Here is a 21,114-nt window from a genome sequence, read left to right on the forward strand (position 1 = left end):
GCTTCCTCCCTTATTGTCGTGGTGCGTCCATCTGCTCGCGCAGGCTCCGTGGACGCATGTCCGTCCACACTTCATCCACATAGGACATACAGTCCTGCTTGCTCCCCTCCTTGCCCACCGCCCGCCAGCCGGCCGGCACGTCGTGGGTCACCGGCCAGAGCGAGTACTGTTCCTCGTCGTTGATGAGCACCTGGTACTGCGAGTCGTCATCCATCCGACGGTCCTTTCTCGTTCGGAGTGTCCGAACCGACGTTCACGAGTTCGGGGAAGTCGCGCAGGGTCGGGCTGATCGTGACCAGCACCGACACCACCGCCATCCCGGCGGTGCAGATCAGCACGGCCACCGTGCCGGACACCTCTTCCATCAACATCCCGCCCAGCGCCGGCCCGACGGCCGCGGCCACACCGGTCGCCACGGCCATCACACCGGCGAGCCGGCCGCGCATCCCGTCCGGTGTCAACAGCAGCTGCCGGGTGGTGATCGCGGTGTTGGCGCTCGGGGTGAGGAGGGCCATCGCGGCGAACAGCACCCCCATCAGGTAACCGCTGTTGATCACGATCGCGACCGGGGTGAGCACGGTGAGGACCCAGAACACCATGACGATCAGCACGTGCGGGCTCAGCTTCCGGTACAGGTAGGGCGCGATCGTCGCGCCGAGGATCCCGCCGACGCCGAGCATGGCCGCCATCACACCGATCTCCCCCGGCGGTATCCCCCTGGTCTGCGCCAGCACGATGACGACGATGTAGTACGCGGTGAAAAACGCGTTGATGCTGATCGCACACAGCGCGAAAACCCTGATATAGCGCTGTTCCCAGACCCACCGCAGGCCGGCCACCATCTCGTGCCGGAGATGGCTCATCGGCTCCCGGCGCACCTCCCGCGGCGGAACACGGAGGAACAGCAGCTCCACGAACGCGATCGCGTGGGCCACGGTCTCAACGACGAACGGCACGAACCTGCCGATCGCGAACAGGAACCCACCCGCGCCCGTACCGGAGAGTTGGCCGAGGTAACTTCGAGCCGCGTTCAGCGACACCGCCGTGGACAACTGCTTCTCCGGCACCAGGTTCGGCAGGATCGAGTCCTCGGCGGGTTCGAACAGCGCCCCGCAGATCCCCAGGACGATGGCGACCACCACCATGTGGGCGATCGTCGCCACGTTCCACCAGAGCGCCGCGACCAGGCTGGCGGCGGCGGTCGCCTGCGCCACCTCACACGCGAGCATGATCGTCTTACGGTTCCACCGGTCGACCAGCGCGCCCGCCGGGATCCCGGCGACGAGCCGTGCGGCGGCGACCGCGCCGAGCACCAGACCGGACGCGGCCGGGGAACCCGTCACGGTCAGCACCAGCAACGGGAACGCGATCATGGCGCTGTTGATGCCGAACTCGGACAACGCCTGGCTGGTCCACAGCAGCCGGTATTCGCGGTTACGGGACAACGGGATGGTCATCGAGCCTCCTCAGCGGCCCGGCACTGCCCGGCGATGCGTTCCAGAGCGTCGACGAACGCGTGCGCCATGGACGCCACTGCGGGTCCTTCGAGCAGGTCGGGATGGTGGAGCCAGGCGAACCGGAGGTGTCCGTCCTCGGCCGCGCCCACGATCTCCAGCAGGTACGGATCACGGTTGGCGGGGTCGTGGTCCGCGCCGATCGACGGCAGGACACCCCGGTAGAGCCCTTGGCCTTCTTCGGTCGACCGAGCGTCCCACTGCCCCAGGTAGTTGAACGCGATCGCGGGCGTACCGACGGGCAGCCCGGACCCGAGGTAGCGCAGGGCGGAGAACCCGAATCCCTTGTTGGGGATCGCCCGCAGCTGCCGGCGGGTCGCCTTGATCAGGCCGCGCCAGTCGGGGTCGTCGGTGACGGTCACGTCCAGCACGACCGGGAACATCGTGGTGAACCAGCCGACCGTGCGGGACAGGTCGACCTTGTCGAGCACGTCCTCCCGGCCGTGGCCCTCCAGATCGACACACACCCGGTCACGGCCGGTCCACCGGGCCAACGCCCAGGCCAGTGCGGTCAGCAGGACATCGTTGATACTCGTGCGGTAGATGGTCGGTGCCGTGCGCAGCAACGCCTCGGTGTCCCGGGCACTGAGCACCGCCGGAACAACCTGGGCAGCGGTGGCGGAATAGCGCGGTTCGGGGTTGTCGCAGGCGTCGAGCACCCCTGCCCAGTAGTTGGTTTCGTCGGCCAGTCCCCCGTCGGCGACGTGCTTGGTCAGCCGCCGGGACCAGGCCTGGAAGGACGTGGTCTTCGGGCCGAGGTCGACGGGGTCACCCCGGACGGCCTGGGAGTAGGCGGAGTCGATATCGTCGAGCAGGATTCGCCACGACACGCCGTCGATTACCAGGTGATGGGCGACGACGAACAGACACGGCCGTTGCCCGGCCCCGCGCACGAACAATGCCGCGTTCAGCAGCAAGCCTGCGCTGAGGTCGAACCCGCGCTGGAGTTCGTCGGCGATGGTCACCATGGCTGTGTCTTGATCCTCCACATCGGACAGATCGTGCCGGATCGGCAAGCCGGTTGGAGTGCCGGGCGCGTTGTCCTGCCGCCACTGGCCGTTGACATGTTCGAATCGCATGCGCAGCGCGTCGTGATGGGCCAGGACGGCTTCGAACGCTTGTTGGAGGGCTTGTTCGTTGAGGTCTTCGGTCAGTTCCACCAGGACGGACTGGTTGAAGTGGTGGTGGTTGGTGCGTTGGGTCTGGAAGAACCAGTGTTGGATCGGCGTGAGCGGAACCGGCCCGGGCACGGGTTCGCGGCCGGTGTCGGCGGTGTTCAGCGTGGTGACGTTCGGGGCGAGGGAGGCGATGGTTTGGTGCAGGAACAGGTCTTTCGTGGTCAGGCTCAGCCCCGCTTTGCGTCCTCGGGCCACCACCTGGATGGTGAGGATCGAGTCGCCGCCGAGCGCGAAGAAGTTGTCCTCGACCCCGACCCGGTCCAGGCCCAGCACTCCGGCCCACAGGTCCGCCAGTGCCCGTTCGAGGGAAGTCCGGGGTTCCACATACTCGACCGCCATTTCCACAATGGACTCAGGCAACGCTTTGCGATCGACCTTGCCGTTGGGTGTCAGCGGTAAGGCGTCCAGCCGAACGAACGCCGACGGCACCATGTAGTCCGGCAGCGACTGGCTGAGGAACTCCCGCAGGGTCGCGTCGCCCAGCGCCGCCGACGCGGTGACGATGTAGCCGACCAACCGCTTGTGCCCGGCCCCCTTGTGAGTTGGTAGGTCTTCAAGACCCTCCAGCCCCCCAGTTGGTGCGTCTTGAAGACCCTCCAACCCCCGGGTTAGTGCGTCTTGAAGACGCTCCGACCCCCGGGTTGGTGGGTCTTGAAGACGCCCCAACTCGTCGGGGTGTGGTTGGTGAGCCCGGGTTGTGACCGTGGCTTCGGTGATGTCCGGGTGGCGCAGCAGCGCTGACTCGATCTCGCCGAGTTCGACTCGGTGACCGCGGATCTTCACCTGGTCATCGGTCCGGCCGAGGTAGTCCAGGGTGCCGCCGGCGCGCCGGCGGACCCGGTCGCCGGTGGCGTACATCCGTTCGCCCGGTCCGCCGAAGGGACAAGCCGTGAAGCGGTCCGCGGTCAAGCCGGGTCGGTTCAGATATCCCCTGGCCAGTCCGGCACCCGCGATGTACAGCTCGCCGACCACCCCGATCGGTGCCGGACGTAGTCGACGGTCTAGTACGTAGAGCCGAGTGTTCCAGGCCGGCCGTCCAATGGCGACGGTACTCGCGTCCAGCTGGTCATCCGGTTCGATCCGATACTGCATACAGCCGACCGTGGCCTCGGTCGGTCCGTACTCGTTGACGACCGTCACGCCAGGATGTGCGCGCCGCCACTCGGCAACCGGCTCACTCTGCAGCTGTTCGCCGCCGACAACGAGTTGACGGGTCGGCGAACACTCGTCGGGCAACGTGTTCAGCAACGCCAGATGGCTGGGCGTGGCCTTGAGGAACGAGTACGGCTCCATCGGCCCGTCGGTCAGGTCCGCGACCACGATCCGTCCGCCGGTCAGCAACGGACCGTACAGCGTGGTCACCGTCAGGTCGAACGACACCGGCGAATGCAACACCGCCGACTCGCCCAGGCCGGGATACGCCCACGCGGCCCACCGCAGGTAGTTGACCACCGACCGGTGGGTGACCACGACACCTTTCGGCACGCCGGTGGAACCTGAGGTGTAGATGGTGTACATCGGATGGGTGAGGGTCAGCGACCGCGTTGGGTTGGTGTCCGGATAGTCGTCGGCCGCCTCCGGCGAGTCCAGTATCGCCACTGGGGACGCGTCCGACACCACGAACGCTGTGCGGTCACGTGGATGTCCGGGCTCGACGGGCACGTATGCCGCTCCCGCCTTCACGACCGCCAGTAGAGCGATTAGCAGGTCGGCCGAACGCGGCAACGAAACCAGGACGTACCGTTCCGGGCCGGCTCCCTCAGCGATCAGCTTGTGCGCCAACTGATTGGCCCGCGCGTTGAGCTGGGCATAGGACATCGACCCATTGCGGTCCACGATCGCGACCGCGTTCGGGGTGCGGGCCACTTGAGCCTCGAACAAGTCCGGTACTGGCACGTCCGGCGCGGCGTGATCCGTGTCGTTCCACTCAGGACTCTCCGGCAACAGCGGAATCGCCGCGACCGGCCCGTCCGGATCGGCGCCGACGGCGTCCAGCAGAATTGTCAGGCAGTTGGCCAGCCGCTCGACTGTGGCCGGCTCGAACAGGTCCGCGTTGTACGTCACCGTGCCGTGCAAGCCGCCTTCGGTCAGCTCCCGGAATTCGATCGTGAGGTCGAACCCGGCGGTCACCACCGGAAGTTCCACATCCGTGACGTCCAGACCGGGAAAAACGGTGGCCTCGTCCAAGACGTTCTGCAGGACCACCATGACGTCGAAAAGCGGGCTGCGGCTGGTGTCACGCACGGGTTCGAGGTCGTCCACGATCCGTTCGAACGGGACGTCCTGGTGGGCGAACGCACCCAGCACCGTGTCCTTCACGTCGGCCAGGCACTCACGGAACGTCCGGTCTTCCCGGACCGCGCCACGCAGCACCACAGTGTTGACAAAGAACCCGATCAGCCGCTCCAACTCGGGATGGTCACGTCCCGAGGTAACCGTGCCGACCGTGACGTCATCCTGCCCGGACCACCTGGCAAGCACGATCTGGCAGCACGCGATCAGCGTCATGAACAACGTGCCATCCTGCTTGTGCGCCAATGCTTTCAGGCTGTTAACCGTCTCTCGCTGAACGCCGAAGCTGAGCACCGCGCCGTTCGTGGTCCGGACCGCAGGCCTGGGCCGGTCGGTTGGTAGCTCCAGCGGCTGAACCCCGGCGAGCCGAGCGCGCCAGTACGCCACCTGCTCATCCAGCACGCCGGCCGCGAGGCATTCCCGTTGCCAGACCGCGTAGTCGGCGTAGTGCACGGGCAACGCGGGCAGGTTCGGCTCCTCGTCGCGTCGGATCGCCCGGTACAGCTCGCTGAGTTCGCTGAGCATCACCGCAGTGGACCATCCGTCAGTCACGATGTGATGCATCACCACTGTCAGGATGTGTTCTTCCCGTGCCAACCGGAACAATCGTACCCGCACGAGTGGTCCGCGTCGCAGATCGAAGCCGGCTTCACCTTCAGCGGCCAGTACCGCCGCCAGATCCTCTGTGGACAGATCGGCGACAGGTACCAGAATCTCACTGGGCGGATGGATGACCTGCCGTCCACTGCCGTCCACTTCGTCGAACGTTGTACGCAGTGACTCGTGCCTGGCCACGAGCGCGGCCAGTGCGTCCGCCAAAGCGTCCACGTCGAGCGCGCCACGCAGTCGTAGCGCGAACGGCGACAGGTACACGCTGCTGTCCGGTTCGAACTGGTCAAGGAACCACAGTCGCTGCTGCGCGAACGACAACGGCAGTGGGCGGTCCCGAGGCGCCGGCGGAATCCGCTCGACGGTGCCGGTGGCCATCGTCGCCGCGAGCCCGGCCACGGTCGGTGTGGTGAACACGGCTCGCGGGGAGACGTCCGTGTCGAGCGCTGCCCGCAGTCGGGACGTCACCTTGATGCTGAGGATGGAGTCGCCGCCGAGCTCGAAGAAGTTGTCCTCCGCGCCCACTTTGGGCACGCCGAGCACTTCGGCCCAGATCGTGGCGACGGTTCGTTCGACTTCGTTCCGAGGCTCGACGTAGTCGGTGTAGTCCCAATCCGGAGCGGGCAGGGCCCGCCGGTCGAGTGGTCCGTGCTGGGTGACGAACGTCGATGGCACCATGTAGTCCGGTAGCGACCGCTGCAACCACGAGCGCAGTTCCGCGACCGGTACCGTGGGGACAACGTAACCGACCAACCGGGGACGGCCGTCCCACTCGCGAGCTACCACGATCGCGTCAGTCACCTTCGGGTGCTCGGCCAGTGCGCGCTCCACCTCACCGGGCTCGACGCGGAAGCCCCGGATCTTCACCTGGTCGTCGACGCGGCCCATGAACTCCAGTACGCCGTCGGGCAGGTACCGGGCCCGGTCACCGGTCCGATACAGGCGAGTTCCCGGCGGGCCGAACGGGTCGGCCACGAACCGGTCAGCGGTCAACCCTGGCCGACCCGAATACCCGCGTCCCACGCCGTCTCCGCCGACGCACAACTCCCCCACCACGCCCATCGGCACCGGGTTCAGGTCGGCATCCAGCACATAGACCCGGGTATTCGCGATCGGCCGTCCCAACGGGACAAAGGCCCGGTCTCGCAGAGCTTCCACAGACGGTTCGTACAGGCACGAATCCACAGTGACTTCGGTGGCGCCATACGCGTTCACCACCAGCGTTTCCGGATCGACGTTGGCCAACAGCTCGGCGCAGTCGCGGACCCGCCAGCCTTCCGAGCCCACTGACATCAACCGCAACGCCAGTGTTCTCCCTCGCCGGGCCGCCTCCTGCGTCAATGCCGCCGCCAACGGTGGCACCAGCTCGATCGCCGTCCCGCGCGTCTCGTCGATCAGGTCAAGCAACCGCGGCGGATCGACCACGACCTCGTCCGGAGCGATGATCAACACACCACCGAAGAACAGCGACCGAAGGGCGTCGGCGGTGAACAGATCCACGGTCAACCCGGTCACACACACGAACCGCAACGGTTGCCGGGACAATCCGTACCGGTCGTCCCACGCCTTGACGATGTAGTTCAGCTGGCCGTGCTCGATCATCACGCCCTTGGGCACGCCCGTCGAACCCGATGTATACGCTGTATACGCGAGGTCGCCAGGTTCGATATCCACCTTCAAAGCCGGCGCTTCAGCGCCGACGTCCTGCAAGGTCTGCGGGGTCAGCACCCATCGCGCGCCGGAGTCGGCGACCATGAACGCCAACCGGTCCGCCGGCAGGCCTGGATCCATCGGCACATACGCCGCGCCTGCCTTCCACACTCCGATCATCCCGACCACCACGTCCGCGGACCGCGGCAACGCCAACCCCACGACCGACCCACGCTCGACACCCAGGCTCGCCAGGTGATGTGCCAACCGGTTCGCCCGACTGTTCAGTTCGGCGAAAGTGAGTCGGGTTTCTTCGTGGATCACCGCGACAGCGTCCGGCGCTCGCCGCACCTGTTCGTCGAACAACTGGAGTACGTTCCGTCGAACGGGATACTCGACAGCGGTGTCGTTCCACTTGACCACAACCCGCTGGTAGTCGTCCGTGGGCAGGTCCATCAGCCGGGCGAGAGTCAGGTCCGAATACGCGGACATCTTGTCCAGCAACGCTTCGAGGTGACCCGCGAGTCGCTGCGCGGTGTCGGCGTCGAACAGCCTCGGGTCGTAACTGAGGTCGAGGCTGAGCCGTTCGGTCACGTACGCACTGAGCAAGAGCGGGAAGGTGGTGCTGTCCCATGCCTCCACCGAACGCACCTGGATGCCCTGCTCGTCGGCCGAGGTGTCGACGGGGTAGTTCTCGAACACGACCGCGCTGTCGAACAAGTTCGTGCCGGCGTTCACGTCGCTCCAGGACTGCAACTGCGCCAACGAGACGAATTCGAACTGCCGCGTTTCCGCCTGATCAGCTTGGATACAGCGCAACCAGGCCAACACATTGTGAGCTGTGTTCACACACACTCGAGCGGGAACAGTGTTAATGAACATCCCGACCATTGACTCCGCACCGGCCAACTCCGCCGGACGGCCGGAAACGGTCGTGCCGAACACGATGTCGCGTTCACCGCTGAACCAGGACAGCAACAGCGCCCACGCGCCCTGCACCATCGTGTTGACGGTCAGGCCTTCCCGCTTCGCCGTCGCGCGCAACCGGCCGGACACGTCGGCCGACAGTCCGAACAGGACCGATTCGGTGGACTCAGCACGGTGCGCCTCTCGCGGTGGGCGGTCGTACGGCAACGGAGTCGGGGCGACGAAGCCCGCAAGGACCTGGCGCCAGTGGTTCTCGGCCTGTCGAATGTCCTGTGCCGCCAACCATTGCAGGTAGTCGCGGAAGGGGCGGCGGGATACAGGTGTGGGCGCGCGGTTCTCGGCATTCCGGGAGGAGTCAGCGCGCGACGCCCCACTTGTCGCCGCGTACTGGATACTGTATTCCCGGAGGACCTCGGCGAACACTTGAGTGGTGCTCCAGCCGTCGAGGATCAGGTGATGTCCTGTCCACAGCAGGAACACATCGTCATCGGACCGCCGGGCGATGACCAGCCGCATCAGTGGCGCGGTGGCGAGGTTCATCGGCGCGGCGCGATCGGCTGTGACGATTCGCGTCCACTCGGCGTCCACATCAGACAGTTGGCGCCAGTCGTGAACAGTAGTGGGGATCTCGACATGACTGTGCACGACCTGGAGCGGTTCGTCGACATCCTCCCACACCACACTGCTGCGCAGGATCGGTGTTCGGTCCACGACTCGCTGCCACGCCTCCGCCAGGGCCACCGGGTTGGCCACGCCGGACAATGTCAGCCACACCTGGTTGAGGTAGGCGCCCGATCCGTCGTCGACGAGGCTGTGGAACAACATCCCCGCCTGCAACGGCGTGAGCCGGTAAATGTCCTCTATGGACTGTCCATTGACGAGGCGGTCCACCTGCGCCTGGTTGAGTTGGGCCAGCGGGAAGTCCGACGGTGTCCGGCCGCCTACGCCAGGCTGGGTGCAGTGCTCGATGATCTTCCGTAGATGGTGGATCATGTCCGTGGCCAGTCGCCGAATGGTCGTCTCGTCCGTGCACGACCACGCCAGCTCCAGCTCACCGTTCGTGACACCGCCGATGACTTCGATCACGTGCGGCCGTGGGCCGTCGGATCCGGCATCCGTGTGTTGGGCGCGGTACAGGCCGTCGCCACCGGCCACGTCGAACCGGCCGTGGTAGTTGAAGCTGATCTCGGGCAGTTCGGGCAGGGCTGCGTCGCCGAGGTAGCGCAACGCCTCGTAGCTCAGGCCTTGGTGCGGCACAGCCCGCAACTGCTCCTTGACGGACTTGAGCGCCACACCCCAGTCTTCGGCGGGCATGGTGAGCGCCACCGGGAACTGGGTGGTGAACCAGCCGATCGTCCGAGACAGGTCGACGTTGTCGAGCACGTCCTGCCGGCCGTGGCCTTCCATCGCGACGGTGACGGTGGACTGGCCTGTCCAGTCGGCCAGTGTCCGGCCGAGTGCGCTCAGCAGGACGTCGTTGACCTGCGTGCGGTAGGCAGCCGGGACTTGTCGGAGCAACGCGTCGGTGTCGTCCCGACTCAGCTTCACCGACACCACGCGGACAGGCCCGCTTGTCCGGTCGACGGGAAGGCTGGCGGCTTCGGGTAAGGCGGTCCAGTATCCGATGGCGTCGTCGAGACCGCCGCCGCGCACATGGTCCCGCAATTGGTGTGCCCATTGGGCAAAGGGCGTTCCCACCTGCGCCAACCGCACCGGTGAGCCCGCACGGGCTTGGTCGTACGCCTGCTCCAGGTCGCCGAGCAGGATTCGCCAGGACACGCCGTCGATCACCAGGTGATGCGCGACGACGACCAGCCGTGGCCGATGCCCTCCGCCACGCCGGAACAGCAGGAACCTGACCAGCGGACCGGTGACGATGTCTAGCGGAATATTGTCGACTGTATGCGAGTCGTGGATGCGGAAGTCCACTGTGGTCGATTCGTCGTCGACGTGTTGCAGCCAGGTGCCGCCGGTGTACTCGAAACGCGTGCGCAGCGCCTCGTGGTGGGCGGTGACACCGTCCACTGCCTTGATGAACGCGTCTTCGTCGAGGTCGTCGGCCAGTTCCAGGTCCATCGACATGGTGAAGTCGTGGGGATCGGTGTGGCCGTCCAGGAACCAGTGCTGGATCGGGGTCAACGGCGCCGGCCCGGCGATCGGCACGGCCGGGGCCCGCTCCGGGCCAGTGCCGGCGACGATGGCCAGCTCGGCGATGGTCTGGTGCAGGAAGATGTCCTTGGGAGTGATCCGCAGCCCCGCCTGCCGAGCCTTGGCCACCACCTGGATGCTCAGGATCGAGTCGCCGCCGAGACCGAAGAAGTTGTCCTCCACCCCGACCCGTCGCAGGCCAAGGACATCGGCCCAGACGTCGACGAGCACGCGCTCGGTCTTCGTCCGTGGCGCCACGTGGACGGCACTCGCACGGTAGTCCGGCGCCGGGAGGGCGTCGCGGTCCAGCTTGCCGTGCCGGCTCAACGGCAGCGCGTCCAGCACGACCACCGCCGCCGGCACCATGTACTCCGGTAGTAGTGGTGCCAGGAACCCGGCTAGGTCGAGAGCAGTGCTCTCGGTTTGGGTCACCACGTACGCCACAAGTCGCACTACTCCGGGCGTGTCCGCACGGGCGATCACGGCGGCCTCGGCCACGTCGGGATGGCGGCGGATCGCCGCCTCCACCTCACCGGGTTCGATCCGGTGGCCACGGACCTTCACCTGGTCGTCGACGCGACCGAGGAACTCCAGGTCACCGTCGACGCGTCGGCGTACCAGGTCGCCTGTGCGGTACATCCGCTCACCGGGCTCGCCGAACGGGCAGGCGACAAACCGGGTCGCGGTCAGCCCGGGGTCGACATACCCGCGAGCTAGGCCAGCACCGGCGATGTACAACTCGCCGGGTACCCCGATCGGCACCGGGCACAGGTACCTGTCCAGGACGTACAGCCGGGTGTTCCAGGACGGCCGACCGATGGGGACCGGCCCTGCGGGCAGCTCGTCGCCGGGTTCGATCCGGTACTCCATGCACCCGACGGTGGCCTCGGTCGGGCCGTACTCGTTGACCACGGTCGCGGTGGGGTGCGTCCGCCGCCACTGGTCGATCGCTTCACCCAGCAGTTGCTCGCCACCGAGGACCAGCTCGCTGCCGGGTCCGTTCGGCAAGGTGTTCAGCAACGCCAGGTGGCTGGGGGTGGCCTTGAGGAACGCGCACGGCTCCAGACCGAGTTCCGCGGTCCGGATGTGTCCACCTGCGAGCAGTGTCCCGAACAGTGTGGTCACTGTCAGATCGAACGACACCGGCGAGTGCAGAACCGCGGATTCCCCGAGACCGGGGTATGCCCGCACAGCCCACAGCAGGTAGTTCACGGCCGAGCGATGTGTGACTACTACACCTTTCGGACGACCGGTGGAGCCGGACGTGTAGATCACGTACATCGGACTCGCGGACGTCCACGTTCTTGCGGGCAGAGTGTCCGGGTAGTAGTCGGCTAGTACCTCGGTCAGGATCGCGACCGGGCGGATGTCGTCGATCATGTCCGACAGCCGGTCCGCTGGATGACCCGGTTCCACCGGGACGTACGCCGCACCTGCCTTGAGCACGGCCAGCATCGCCACGACCAGTTCGGCCGAGCGAGGCATGCTGACCATGACGTACCGTTCCGGCCCCGCACCGAGGGCGATCAGCTTGTGCGCCAACCGGTTCGCCCGTGTGTCAAGTTCCGCGTACGACAACTCGTCGACCGCTCCGGCATTGGGTGTGCGGGCCACCTGGGCCGCGAACAACTCCGGTACTGTCACGTCCGGAAGTTCGGTGTCGTTCCCCTTCGCAAGGACCTGGTCGCGCTCGGTCTCGGACAGTGGCGAGAGCGAGGCGATGCGCTGGTCAGGGTCGTCCGCGATGCGGTTGAGCAGCGTCTGGACATGCGTGGCCATGCGGTCGACGGTCGCGGGTTCGAACAGGCCGCGGTGGTAGTTGAGGGCGCAGTGCAGTCCGGTGTCCAGCTCGGTGAACTGGATGGTGAGGTCGAAGTTCGCGGTCACCACCGGCAGCCGCAGCTCGTCGACCTCGATGCCGGGGAGATCCGGCAGGTCGTCGGGGATGTTCTGGAGCACCAGCATGACGTCGAACAGCGGGGTGCGGCTGGTGTCCCGGGTGGGCTGAAGGTCGTCCACCACCCGTTCGAACGGCACGTCCTGGTGCTCGAACCCGTCCAGCACGACTTCCTTGACGTCCTTCAGGAAGTCCCGGAACGTCGCTTCTCCGTCCACAGTGGATCTCAGTACAACGGTGTTCACGAAGAACCCGACGATGTCCCGCAGCTCCGGGCGCTCCCGGCCGGATGTCACCGTACCCAGCGCGATGTCGTCCTGACCGGACCATTTGGCCAGCATGACCTGGCAGGCCGCCACGAGCACCATGAACAACGTGCTGTCCTGCTGTTCTTTGAGGCGCCTGGTCACGTCGGCTGGGATCAGGAAGTCGACGACCGCACCTTCGGTGGTGCGTACCGCCGGCCGTGGGTGGTCGATCGGCAGTTCCACCCTCGGCACTTCGTCCAGCTGCTGGCGCCAGTAGGCCAACTGCTCGCGGAGGGTCTCCTCGGTGAGCTGCTCTCGTTGCCACGAGGCGAAGTCCGCGTACTGCAACGGAAGCGGTCGAAGGTCCGCCCCTGAGTACAGCGCACCCAGCTCGCGGGCGATCACCCCGCCTGACCAACCGTCGGTGATGATGTGGTGCATCATCAGTGTCAGCACGTGTTCGTCATCGGCCAGTCGGACCAGTCGTGCCCGGACCAACGGCCCGTGGCGCAGGTCGAACGGCTGAGTCACCTCTTCCCAAAGCACAGTGGACAGTTCAGCCACGACGACGGGGACGTGCACTTCGGTCGGAGGGTGTACGACCTGGATAGCCTTTCCGGCCACCTCGTCGAACGTTGTACGCAGGGACTCGTGCCGGGCGACCAGCATGGTCAGCGCACGGTCAAGCGCTTCTCGATCCAGTGGCCCGCGCAGTCGCAACGCCAGGGGTGTGATGTACTCCGCGCTGTTCGGCTCGAACTGGTCGAGGAACCACAGTCGCTGTTGCGCGAACGACAACGGCAGTGGACGATCCCTGGGTGCCGGCGGGATCTCCGTGACGGCACTGGTGACCATCGTCGCCGCGAGGCCGGCCACCGTTGGCGTGGTGAACACCGCGCGGGGTGAGAGGTCGGTTCCGAAGACCGTCCGCACGCGGGAAATCAGGCGAATACTCTGGATGGAGTCGCCGCCGAGCTCGAAGAAGTTGTCCTCCACGCCCACCTGCGGCACACCGAGCACGTCGGCCCAGATCTCCGCCATCGTATGCTCGGCGCCGGTGCGGGGCGCCACGTACTGGCGACGCCCCACTTCGCCCCAGTCCGGCGCCGGCAAAGCCCGCCGATCTACTTTTTTGTTGGCCGTCAAGGGCAGTTCGTCGAGTGTGACGAACGCGGACGGCACCATGTAGTCCGGAAGGGAGCTGGCCAGCCACGACCGCAGGTCTGGAATCGCTGTGTTCTTGGGCACGATGTAGCCAACTAACCGGGTCCGGTCATCGTCGTTCCGGGCGACGACCGCGGCCGCGGCCACTGCCGGGTGATCGAGCAGCACACTTTCGACCTCGCCGGGCTCGACCCGGAATCCCCGGATCTTCACCTGGTCGTCGGCCCGGCCGACAAACTCCAGCACGCCATCGGGCAGATACCGCATTCGATCGCCGGTCCGGTACAGCCGACCACCGGGCGGACCGAACGGGTCAGCCACAAACCGCTCGGCCGTCAACCCAGGCCGGTTGGCATACCCACGTCCCACCCCGTCGCCACCCACACACAACTCGCCCACCACACCCACCGGCACAGGATTCAAGTCGGCGTCCACCACATAGACCCGAGTGTTCGCAATCGGCCGTCCCACCGGCACAAAAGCCCCACTCGCCAAGGCTTCCGCTGTAGGCACATAGAGACACGAGTCGACTGTCACCTCGGTCGACCCGTACGCGTTCACCACCAACGTCCCGGGATCAACGTTGTCCAACAAGTCGACACAGTCACCAACCCGCCACCCCTCAGACCCAACCGACATCGACCGCAACGCCGGCAACCGCCTCCCCTGCCGCACCGCCTCCCCCACCACGGCCGCCGCCAACGGCGGCACCAACTCGATCCCCGTCCCACCCATTTCATCGATCAAATCCAACAACCGAGGCGGATCAGTCACCACATCCGCCGGCGCGACAATCAACACCCCACCGAAGAACACCGAACGAAGCACATCTGCGGTGAACAAATCGACGGTTAACCCAGTCACACAAACAAACCGCAACGGCCGCTCCGACAACCCATACCGTTCGTCCCACGCCGCCACGATGTAACTCAGGTGACCATGCTCGATCATCACACCCTTGGGCATACCGGTAGAACCCGAGGTGTAGGCGATGTACGCCAGATCACCAGGATTGGTTTCGACTCGCGGCGTGCCCGAGGTCGCCGGCACAGCCGGCTGTTCGGTCAAGTGCGCGCTGACGCCGGTGGTCGGTGCGGTTCTGGTCGCGATATCTCCCACGGCGGCCTGGCCAGCCCTGGTCCCGACATCACTCACGGCGGACAGCCCGACTGCGGCGCCTATGCCATCCGACGTGGCCAGCCCGGTTCTGGTCGGGATGTCACTCGCTGCGGCCTGCCCAGCCGCAGGGTTACCCGCGGGCTCGTTGTCCAGTGGGATCAGTGTGGCGCCGATGTCGGGCAGCTTTTCGGAGCCGGCCACCACCCAGCGAGCGCCGCAGTCCGCCACCATCGCCGCCAACCGGTCCGTTGGCAGACCCGGATCGGTCGGCACATAGCCGGCTCCGGCTTTCCACACCGCCAGCATTCCCACTACGACGTCCACTGACCGCGGCACCGCCAACCCCACAACACATCCGCGCCTCACACCCGCGTCCACCAAACGATCCGCCAACCCGTTCGCGCGGGCGTCCAGTTCGGCGAAAGTGAGTTGGGTCTCTTTGTGGACTACCGCGACAGCGTTCGGTTGGCGGCGGACTTGTTTGTCGAACAGCTCGAGGATGTTGTGGTGGACGGGATATTCGGCTTTGGTGTCGTTCCACTCCACCACGATCCGGTGGTATTCGTTGTCCGACAGCCATGGCAGGCGGGCCAGTGGGCGGTTCGGGTTGGCGATCACCGCTTTGAGCAGCACGGTCAGTATGTCGGTGAGTTGGTGGGCGGTTGCTTGCTCGAAGAGTCTTGGGTCGTAGCCGAGTTCGAAGCCGAAGCGGTCGGTCAGGTAGGCGGTAAGCGCTAGGGGGAAGTTGGTGGTATCCAAGGCCTGGACGTCTGTGATCCGCAGGCCTCCGGTGGCTGTGGCGTTGTCGAGGGGGTAGTTCTCGAACACCACCACGCTGTCGAACAGGTTTGTGCCGGCGGGCAGGTCGCTCCAGGACTGCAACTGCGCCAACGAGACGAACTCGAATTGCCGCGATTCCGCTTGGTGTGCTTGGATACTGCGTAACCAGGGCAAGAGGTTGTGAGCTGTGTTCACAGTGATTCGGGTGGGGACCGTGTTGATGAACATCCCTACCATGGATTCCACGCCCGCCAGCTCGGCCGGGCGTCCTGAGACCGTGGTGCCGAAGACGACATCGGACTCACCGCCGCAACGGGACAGGAGCAGCGCCCAGGCGCCCTGCACGACCGTGTTGACAGTCAAACCGTTGTGCCGAGCGACATCCTGCAGCCGACGCGACTCGTCGGCGGTGAACTCGATGCGGACAGTTGAACGTGACTCGGCGCGGTGAGCCTCGGTCGGCGGTCGGTCGTACGGCAGTGGTGTCGGCCCAGTCACGCCGGCGAGCACCCGCCGCCAGTGCGTCGCAGCTGAGTCCTCGTCCTGCTCACGCAACCACCGCAAGTAGTCACGGAACGGACGCCGGGACACGAGTGCCGCCGGACGGTTCTCAACGATCGCCGCGTACTGCTCACACACCTCGGCGAACACTCGCGCGGTGCTCCAGCCGTCAAGCAACACGTGGTGCGTGGTCCAGACAAGCAACACCTCGTCGTCCGCCAACTGGATGATCGCGAGCCGCATCATCCCAGGCGTACTCAGGTCCAGACCGGCGGCCCGGTCGTCGTCCAGGAGCTGATGGAGTCGTGACTCCACATCGGACATGCCACGCCAGTCGTGATGAGCGACGGGCAGAGCCACGTTCCTGTGTACGATCTGCAACGGTTCGCCAACGCTCTGCCAGACCACAGAGGTACGCAAGATTGGCGTCCGGTCCACCACGCGCTGCCAAGCCGTCTCAAAGGCGGCAGGATTGTGTACACCGTATACACGCAACCTGAACTGGTCGAAGTACGCCGTCGTGCCCGTATCCACTAAACTGTGGAACAACATTCCAGCCTGCAGCGGGGTCAACGGGTAGATATCCTCCACCGAACGACCGTCACCCGCGATGCGATCCACATTGGACTGGTCAAGCCGAGCCAGCGGGAAGTCCGACGGTGTACATCCACCGACACCAGGCTGTATACAATATGCCGCGATGTCCCGCAGCGCCTCGACAGTCCGTTCAGCCAGCCACCTGACCGTATCCGAGTGGTGGATCGCCGTCGAGTAGTGCCAGCTCAGTACCAGCTGTCCGTGCTCCACCACACCGACCACGTCCAACAGGTGCGGACGGATGCTTCCGGGCGCACGATCCTGGCCGATGCCAGGGCGCCTGTCACGGTAGAGGCTCTGCGCACCCGTGGCCGCGTCCCACTGGCCGTGGTAGTTGAAACTGACCTGCGGCAGCACGCCTTCAGCCAACGCTCCCGAAAGGTGGCGCAACGCCCCATAAGAGAGACCCCGCCTGGGCACGGCACGTACTTGTTCTTTGACGGACTTGAGGACCTCTCCCCAGTCCGTAGTGGACGGTAGCGTCAACGTGAGCGGGAACTGGCTGGTGAACCAGCCCACTGTCCGGGCGAGATCCACACCGTCGAGGATCTCCTCACGCCCGTGCCCTTCCATGGTGATCGGCACACGGTCCCGCCCCGTCCACGAGGCCAACACCCGGCCCAGCGCACTCAGCAGAACATCATCGACGCGCGTGCGATAGACGCCAGGTAACTTGTGCAGCAACGCATCAGTGTCCGCAGCGTCCAGTCGAACGGTGACGACACGTGTGCTGTCCTCGGTGTTCAACCCCGCACGGTCCTGTGGCACATCGACCGGCGCGGTAGCCCGAGCCCAGTAGGCGAGGTCGTCGTCAAAACCACCTGAGCGTGTGTACTCAGTCAACCGGTGAGTCCACTGCGTGAACGAGGTTCCGACGGGCTCCAAGTGGACCGGCTCACCCGCCTGGATCTGACGGTAGGCGGTCTCCAGGTCGCCCAACAGGATCCGCCACGACACGCCATCCATCACCAGATGGTGGACGGTGACAAACATGAGCGGCGGCGAACCGTTGACCAGCAGGCACTTGATCACCTGGCCGGTGCCCGGATCCAGACTGGTCTGGGCGGCCAACGCCGAAGAGTCGATCTCAACAGGATTTACCACTGAGAAAGTAGCCGGGACTGTCGCCACTTCCTGCATCCGCTGGACGAACCGCGTGCACAGCGCCGGGTGGTGCCGCACAACGGAGTCGAACGCCTGGTGCAGCATGTCCGCGTCAACGTCCTCGGCCAGCTCCAGCAACGTGGACATCGTGAAGTGTCCAAGCTCGCCGTAGTGGTCGAAGAACCAGTGCTGGATCGGACTCAGCGGTGCGGGCCCGACGACCGGCACGTCCGCGACCGGCTCGGCCGCAGCTCGTGTGTCGACGACGGCGGCGAGTTGCGCGATCGTCTGATGCTGGAACACGTCCCCGGCGGTCGGTCGCAGGCCGGCTTGCCGGGCGCGGGACACCATCTGGATCGCCAGGATCGAGTCGCCGCCCAGGCCGAAGAACGTGTCCTCGGTGCCGACCTGGGAGACGCCGAGCACGTCCGCCCACACTTTGGCCAGCGTCCGCTCGGTGGGAGTTCGTGGTGGCACGTAACCGGACTGCGGCGCCGCCTGGGGCGCCGGCAATGCCCGACGGTCCAGCTTTCCGTTGCGCGTCAGCGGCAACGTCTCCAGCATCACGAACGCCGACGGCACCATATGGTCCGGCAGGCTTCGCTGCAACGCGTCGCGAAGATCAGCCGGGCTCGGAGGGACCGAACCCGGCACGACGTAGGCCACCAAGCGCTTGTGCCCATCGTCGTCCCGCGCGACGACCGCGGTCTCGGCGACCGACGGATGCCGCAGCAGGGCCGCCTCGATCTCACCGGGCTCGATCCGGAACCCACGGATCTTCACCTGGTGATCGGCTCGACCCAGGTACTCCAACTGCCCGTGGACGGTCCACCTGGCCAGGTCACCGGTGCGGTACATCCGCTCACCAGGCCCGCTGAAGGGACACGCCATGAAGCGCTCTGCGGTGAGCCCAGGCAGATTCAAGTACCCACGGGCCAACCCCGCACCCGCGATGTACAGCTCACCCGTCACACCGGGAGGCACCGGGTTCAGCGACGCGTCCAGCACGTAGGCCCGCAGGTCCGGGATGGCGACGCCGATCACGCTCGCGGCGGTTCTGGCGACTACATCCGGGGAGAGCGCGATATGGGTGACATGTACGGTGGTTTCGGTGATCCCGTACATGTTCACCAAGGTTGGCGCGTCGTCGGACCGGGTGTACCAGTCGGCCAGTCGCCGGACGTCCAGCGCCTCACCGCCGAAGATCACGTACCGCAGTCCACTGAGGCCAGTGGCCGTCAACTGGTAGAACGCCGACGGAGTCTGATTCAGGACGGTCACCCGCTCAGTCGCCAGCAGCTGGCGGAAGTCCTCGGGCGACCGCGCGACGTCATGGGGTACAACGACAAGCCGGCCGCCGTGCAGCAGCGCGCCCCACAGTTCCCACACGGAGAAGTCGAAAGCGTACGAATGGAACAACGTCCACACGTCTCGCGAGTCGAAACTGAACCACTGTCGGGTGGCGCTGAACAACCGGACCACGTTCGCGTGCGGAACGACCACACCCTTCGGGCGGCCGGTCGAGCCGGACGTGTAGATCACGTACGCGGGACTGGCCGGGGACAGCCCAGTCCGGGCAACCGGCATGTCAGGCCCATCAGCGTCTACAGTATGCAATAACAGGATAGGATCGGCGTCCTGGAGGATCCCGGCGATCCGTTCCGGTGGATAATCCGGGTCGATCGGCACGTACGCGGCGCCGGTCTTGAGTACTGCGAGAATCGCGACGACGAGGTCCGCCGACCGCGGCAGAGCCAGTGCCACGAACCGTTCCGGCCCGGCGCCCTGGGCGATCAGCTTGTGTGCCAAGCGATTCGCTCGCTTGTCCAGCTCGGCGTATGTCAAGTGCTCGCCGCCGAAGGTCACCGCGGTCGCCTCAGGCGTACGGGCCACCTGCGCCTCGAACAACTCCGGCAGCGTCACGGAGACGGTCGAGTGGTCCGTGCCGTTCCACTCCACCAGCACTTGGTGGCGTTCGGCGTCGGTGAGCATCGGCAGCCGCGCCACCGGCACGTCCGGGGTGTCCACCGCGCCGCTCAGCAGGGTCACCAGATGGGTGGCCATCCGCCGGATCGTGTCCGCGTCGAACAGGTCCGTGTTGTACTCCAGGGCCGCGGCCAAGCCTTCGTCACCCTCCCGGACCTCCAGGGTGATGTCGAAGTTGGTGACCCGCCGGATCAGTTCGACCTCCTCGACCCGCAGTCCGGCCAGCTGGGGGCGTTTCCGGTGCGCGTTCTGCAGGACGACCATCACGTCGAACAACGGGTTGCGGCTGGCGTCCCGTTCGGTCCGCAGTGACTCGACCAGCCGGTCGAACGGCACCTCGCCGTGGTCGAGGGCGTCCAGAACCGTGCCGTTGACTGACGACACGAACTCGCGGAACGTACTGGAACTGTCTACAGTCGACCTGAGTACCAGGGTGTTGACGAAGAACCCGACGAGCCGGTTCACCTCCGGCCGGTCGCGGCCGGACACCGGGGTACCCACGACCACGTCGTCGTGACCGGACCAGCGGGCGAGCAGGATCTGGCACGCGGCGACCAGGACGCTGAACACCGTGACACCCTCGTCGCGGGCGAGTTCCCGGAGCTTCGCGCCGACGTCCGCGGGCACGGCGAACTCGTGCACCGCGCCCGCGGACGTCCGCGGAACCGGCCTGGGCCGGTCGGTGGGCAGGTCCATCGGGGTCAGGTCGGACAGCTGCCGCCGCCAGTAGTCCAAGTGCCCGGCCATCGACCCGGGTGCCAGCCGCTCGCGCTGCCACACCGCGAAATCCGTATACCGCAACGGAAGTTGTGGCAGAACCTCGGTCGAGCCGTAAAGCACCCCGAGGTCGTCGATCAGGACGCCCAGGGACCAGCCGTCGATCACCATGTGATGCGCGGTCAGCGACAACACATGCTCCCGGTCACCGAGTCGCAGCAGCAAAGCCCGGAACACCGGACCGACCCGGAGGTCAAACGGACGCGAGTACTCGGCGAGCAACGCCTCGTCCAATGCATCCTGCATACAGTCGACCACCGGCAGCGGTATATCCGCAGCCGAACGAACGATCTGGACTCCGCTACCGTCCACCTCTGCGAATGTGGTGCGCAGCGACTCGTGCCGGTTCACCAGCTCGCGCAGCGCCCTGCCGAGGGCCGGCACATCGAGGTCACCGGACAACCGCAGGAACAGGCCACTGTTGTACCCCGACGAGTCAGGGTGCAGCTCGTTGAGGAACCACAGCCGCTGCTGTGGGAACGACAGCGGCGACGGGCCGCCGCGCGGCGCAGCGGGTATGACGTCCGATTGCACGGCGTGGCCGGCGAGCCGCTTGCGTACCTGTTCCCGCAGATGGGCGGGCAGGGCTGAGATCCGGCTCTCGTTTGACAAGGTCATCGCCG

The 21,114-nt window shown here is 66.1% G+C and carries 3 protein-coding genes; all 3 read right to left on the reverse strand.

What is annotated here, in order from left to right:
- Positions 1-10 precede the first annotated feature (10 nt).
- Genes EV192_RS36455 through EV192_RS36465 form a run of 3 tightly spaced genes read right to left on the reverse strand, consistent with a single transcriptional unit; the run spans position 11 to position 21,109 of the window.
- Positions 11-214: an MbtH family protein gene (locus EV192_RS36455; protein WP_132123182.1), complete on the reverse strand. Its 204-nt coding sequence runs from the start codon at positions 212-214 to the stop codon at positions 11-13.
- Positions 207-1,457, reverse strand: a complete 1,251-nt coding sequence (locus tag EV192_RS36460; protein WP_132123183.1) for an MFS transporter — start codon at positions 1,455-1,457, stop codon at positions 207-209. Before EV192_RS36460 ends, EV192_RS36455 begins: the two co-directional genes overlap by 8 nt.
- Positions 1,454-21,109 carry a non-ribosomal peptide synthase/polyketide synthase gene (locus EV192_RS36465; RefSeq protein WP_132123184.1) on the reverse strand — a complete coding sequence of 6,552 codons (19,656 nt, stop codon included), beginning with the start codon at positions 21,107-21,109 and terminating at the stop codon, positions 1,454-1,456. Before EV192_RS36465 ends, EV192_RS36460 begins: the two co-directional genes overlap by 4 nt.
- Positions 21,110-21,114: the final 5 nt, after the last annotated feature.

Source organism: Actinocrispum wychmicini (assembly GCF_004345645.1).
Lineage (GTDB): Bacteria > Actinomycetota > Actinomycetes > Mycobacteriales > Pseudonocardiaceae > Kibdelosporangium > Kibdelosporangium wychmicini.

Coding starts and splice junctions, on each gene's coding strand:
- EV192_RS36455 (WP_132123182.1), bottom strand. CDS start 214: ATGGATGACGACTCGCAGTACCAGGTGCTCATCAACGACGAGGAACAG.
- EV192_RS36460 (WP_132123183.1), bottom strand. CDS start 1,457: ATGACCATCCCGTTGTCCCGTAACCGCGAATACCGGCTGCTGTGGACC.
- EV192_RS36465 (WP_132123184.1), bottom strand. CDS start 21,109: ATGACCTTGTCAAACGAGAGCCGGATCTCAGCCCTGCCCGCCCATCTG.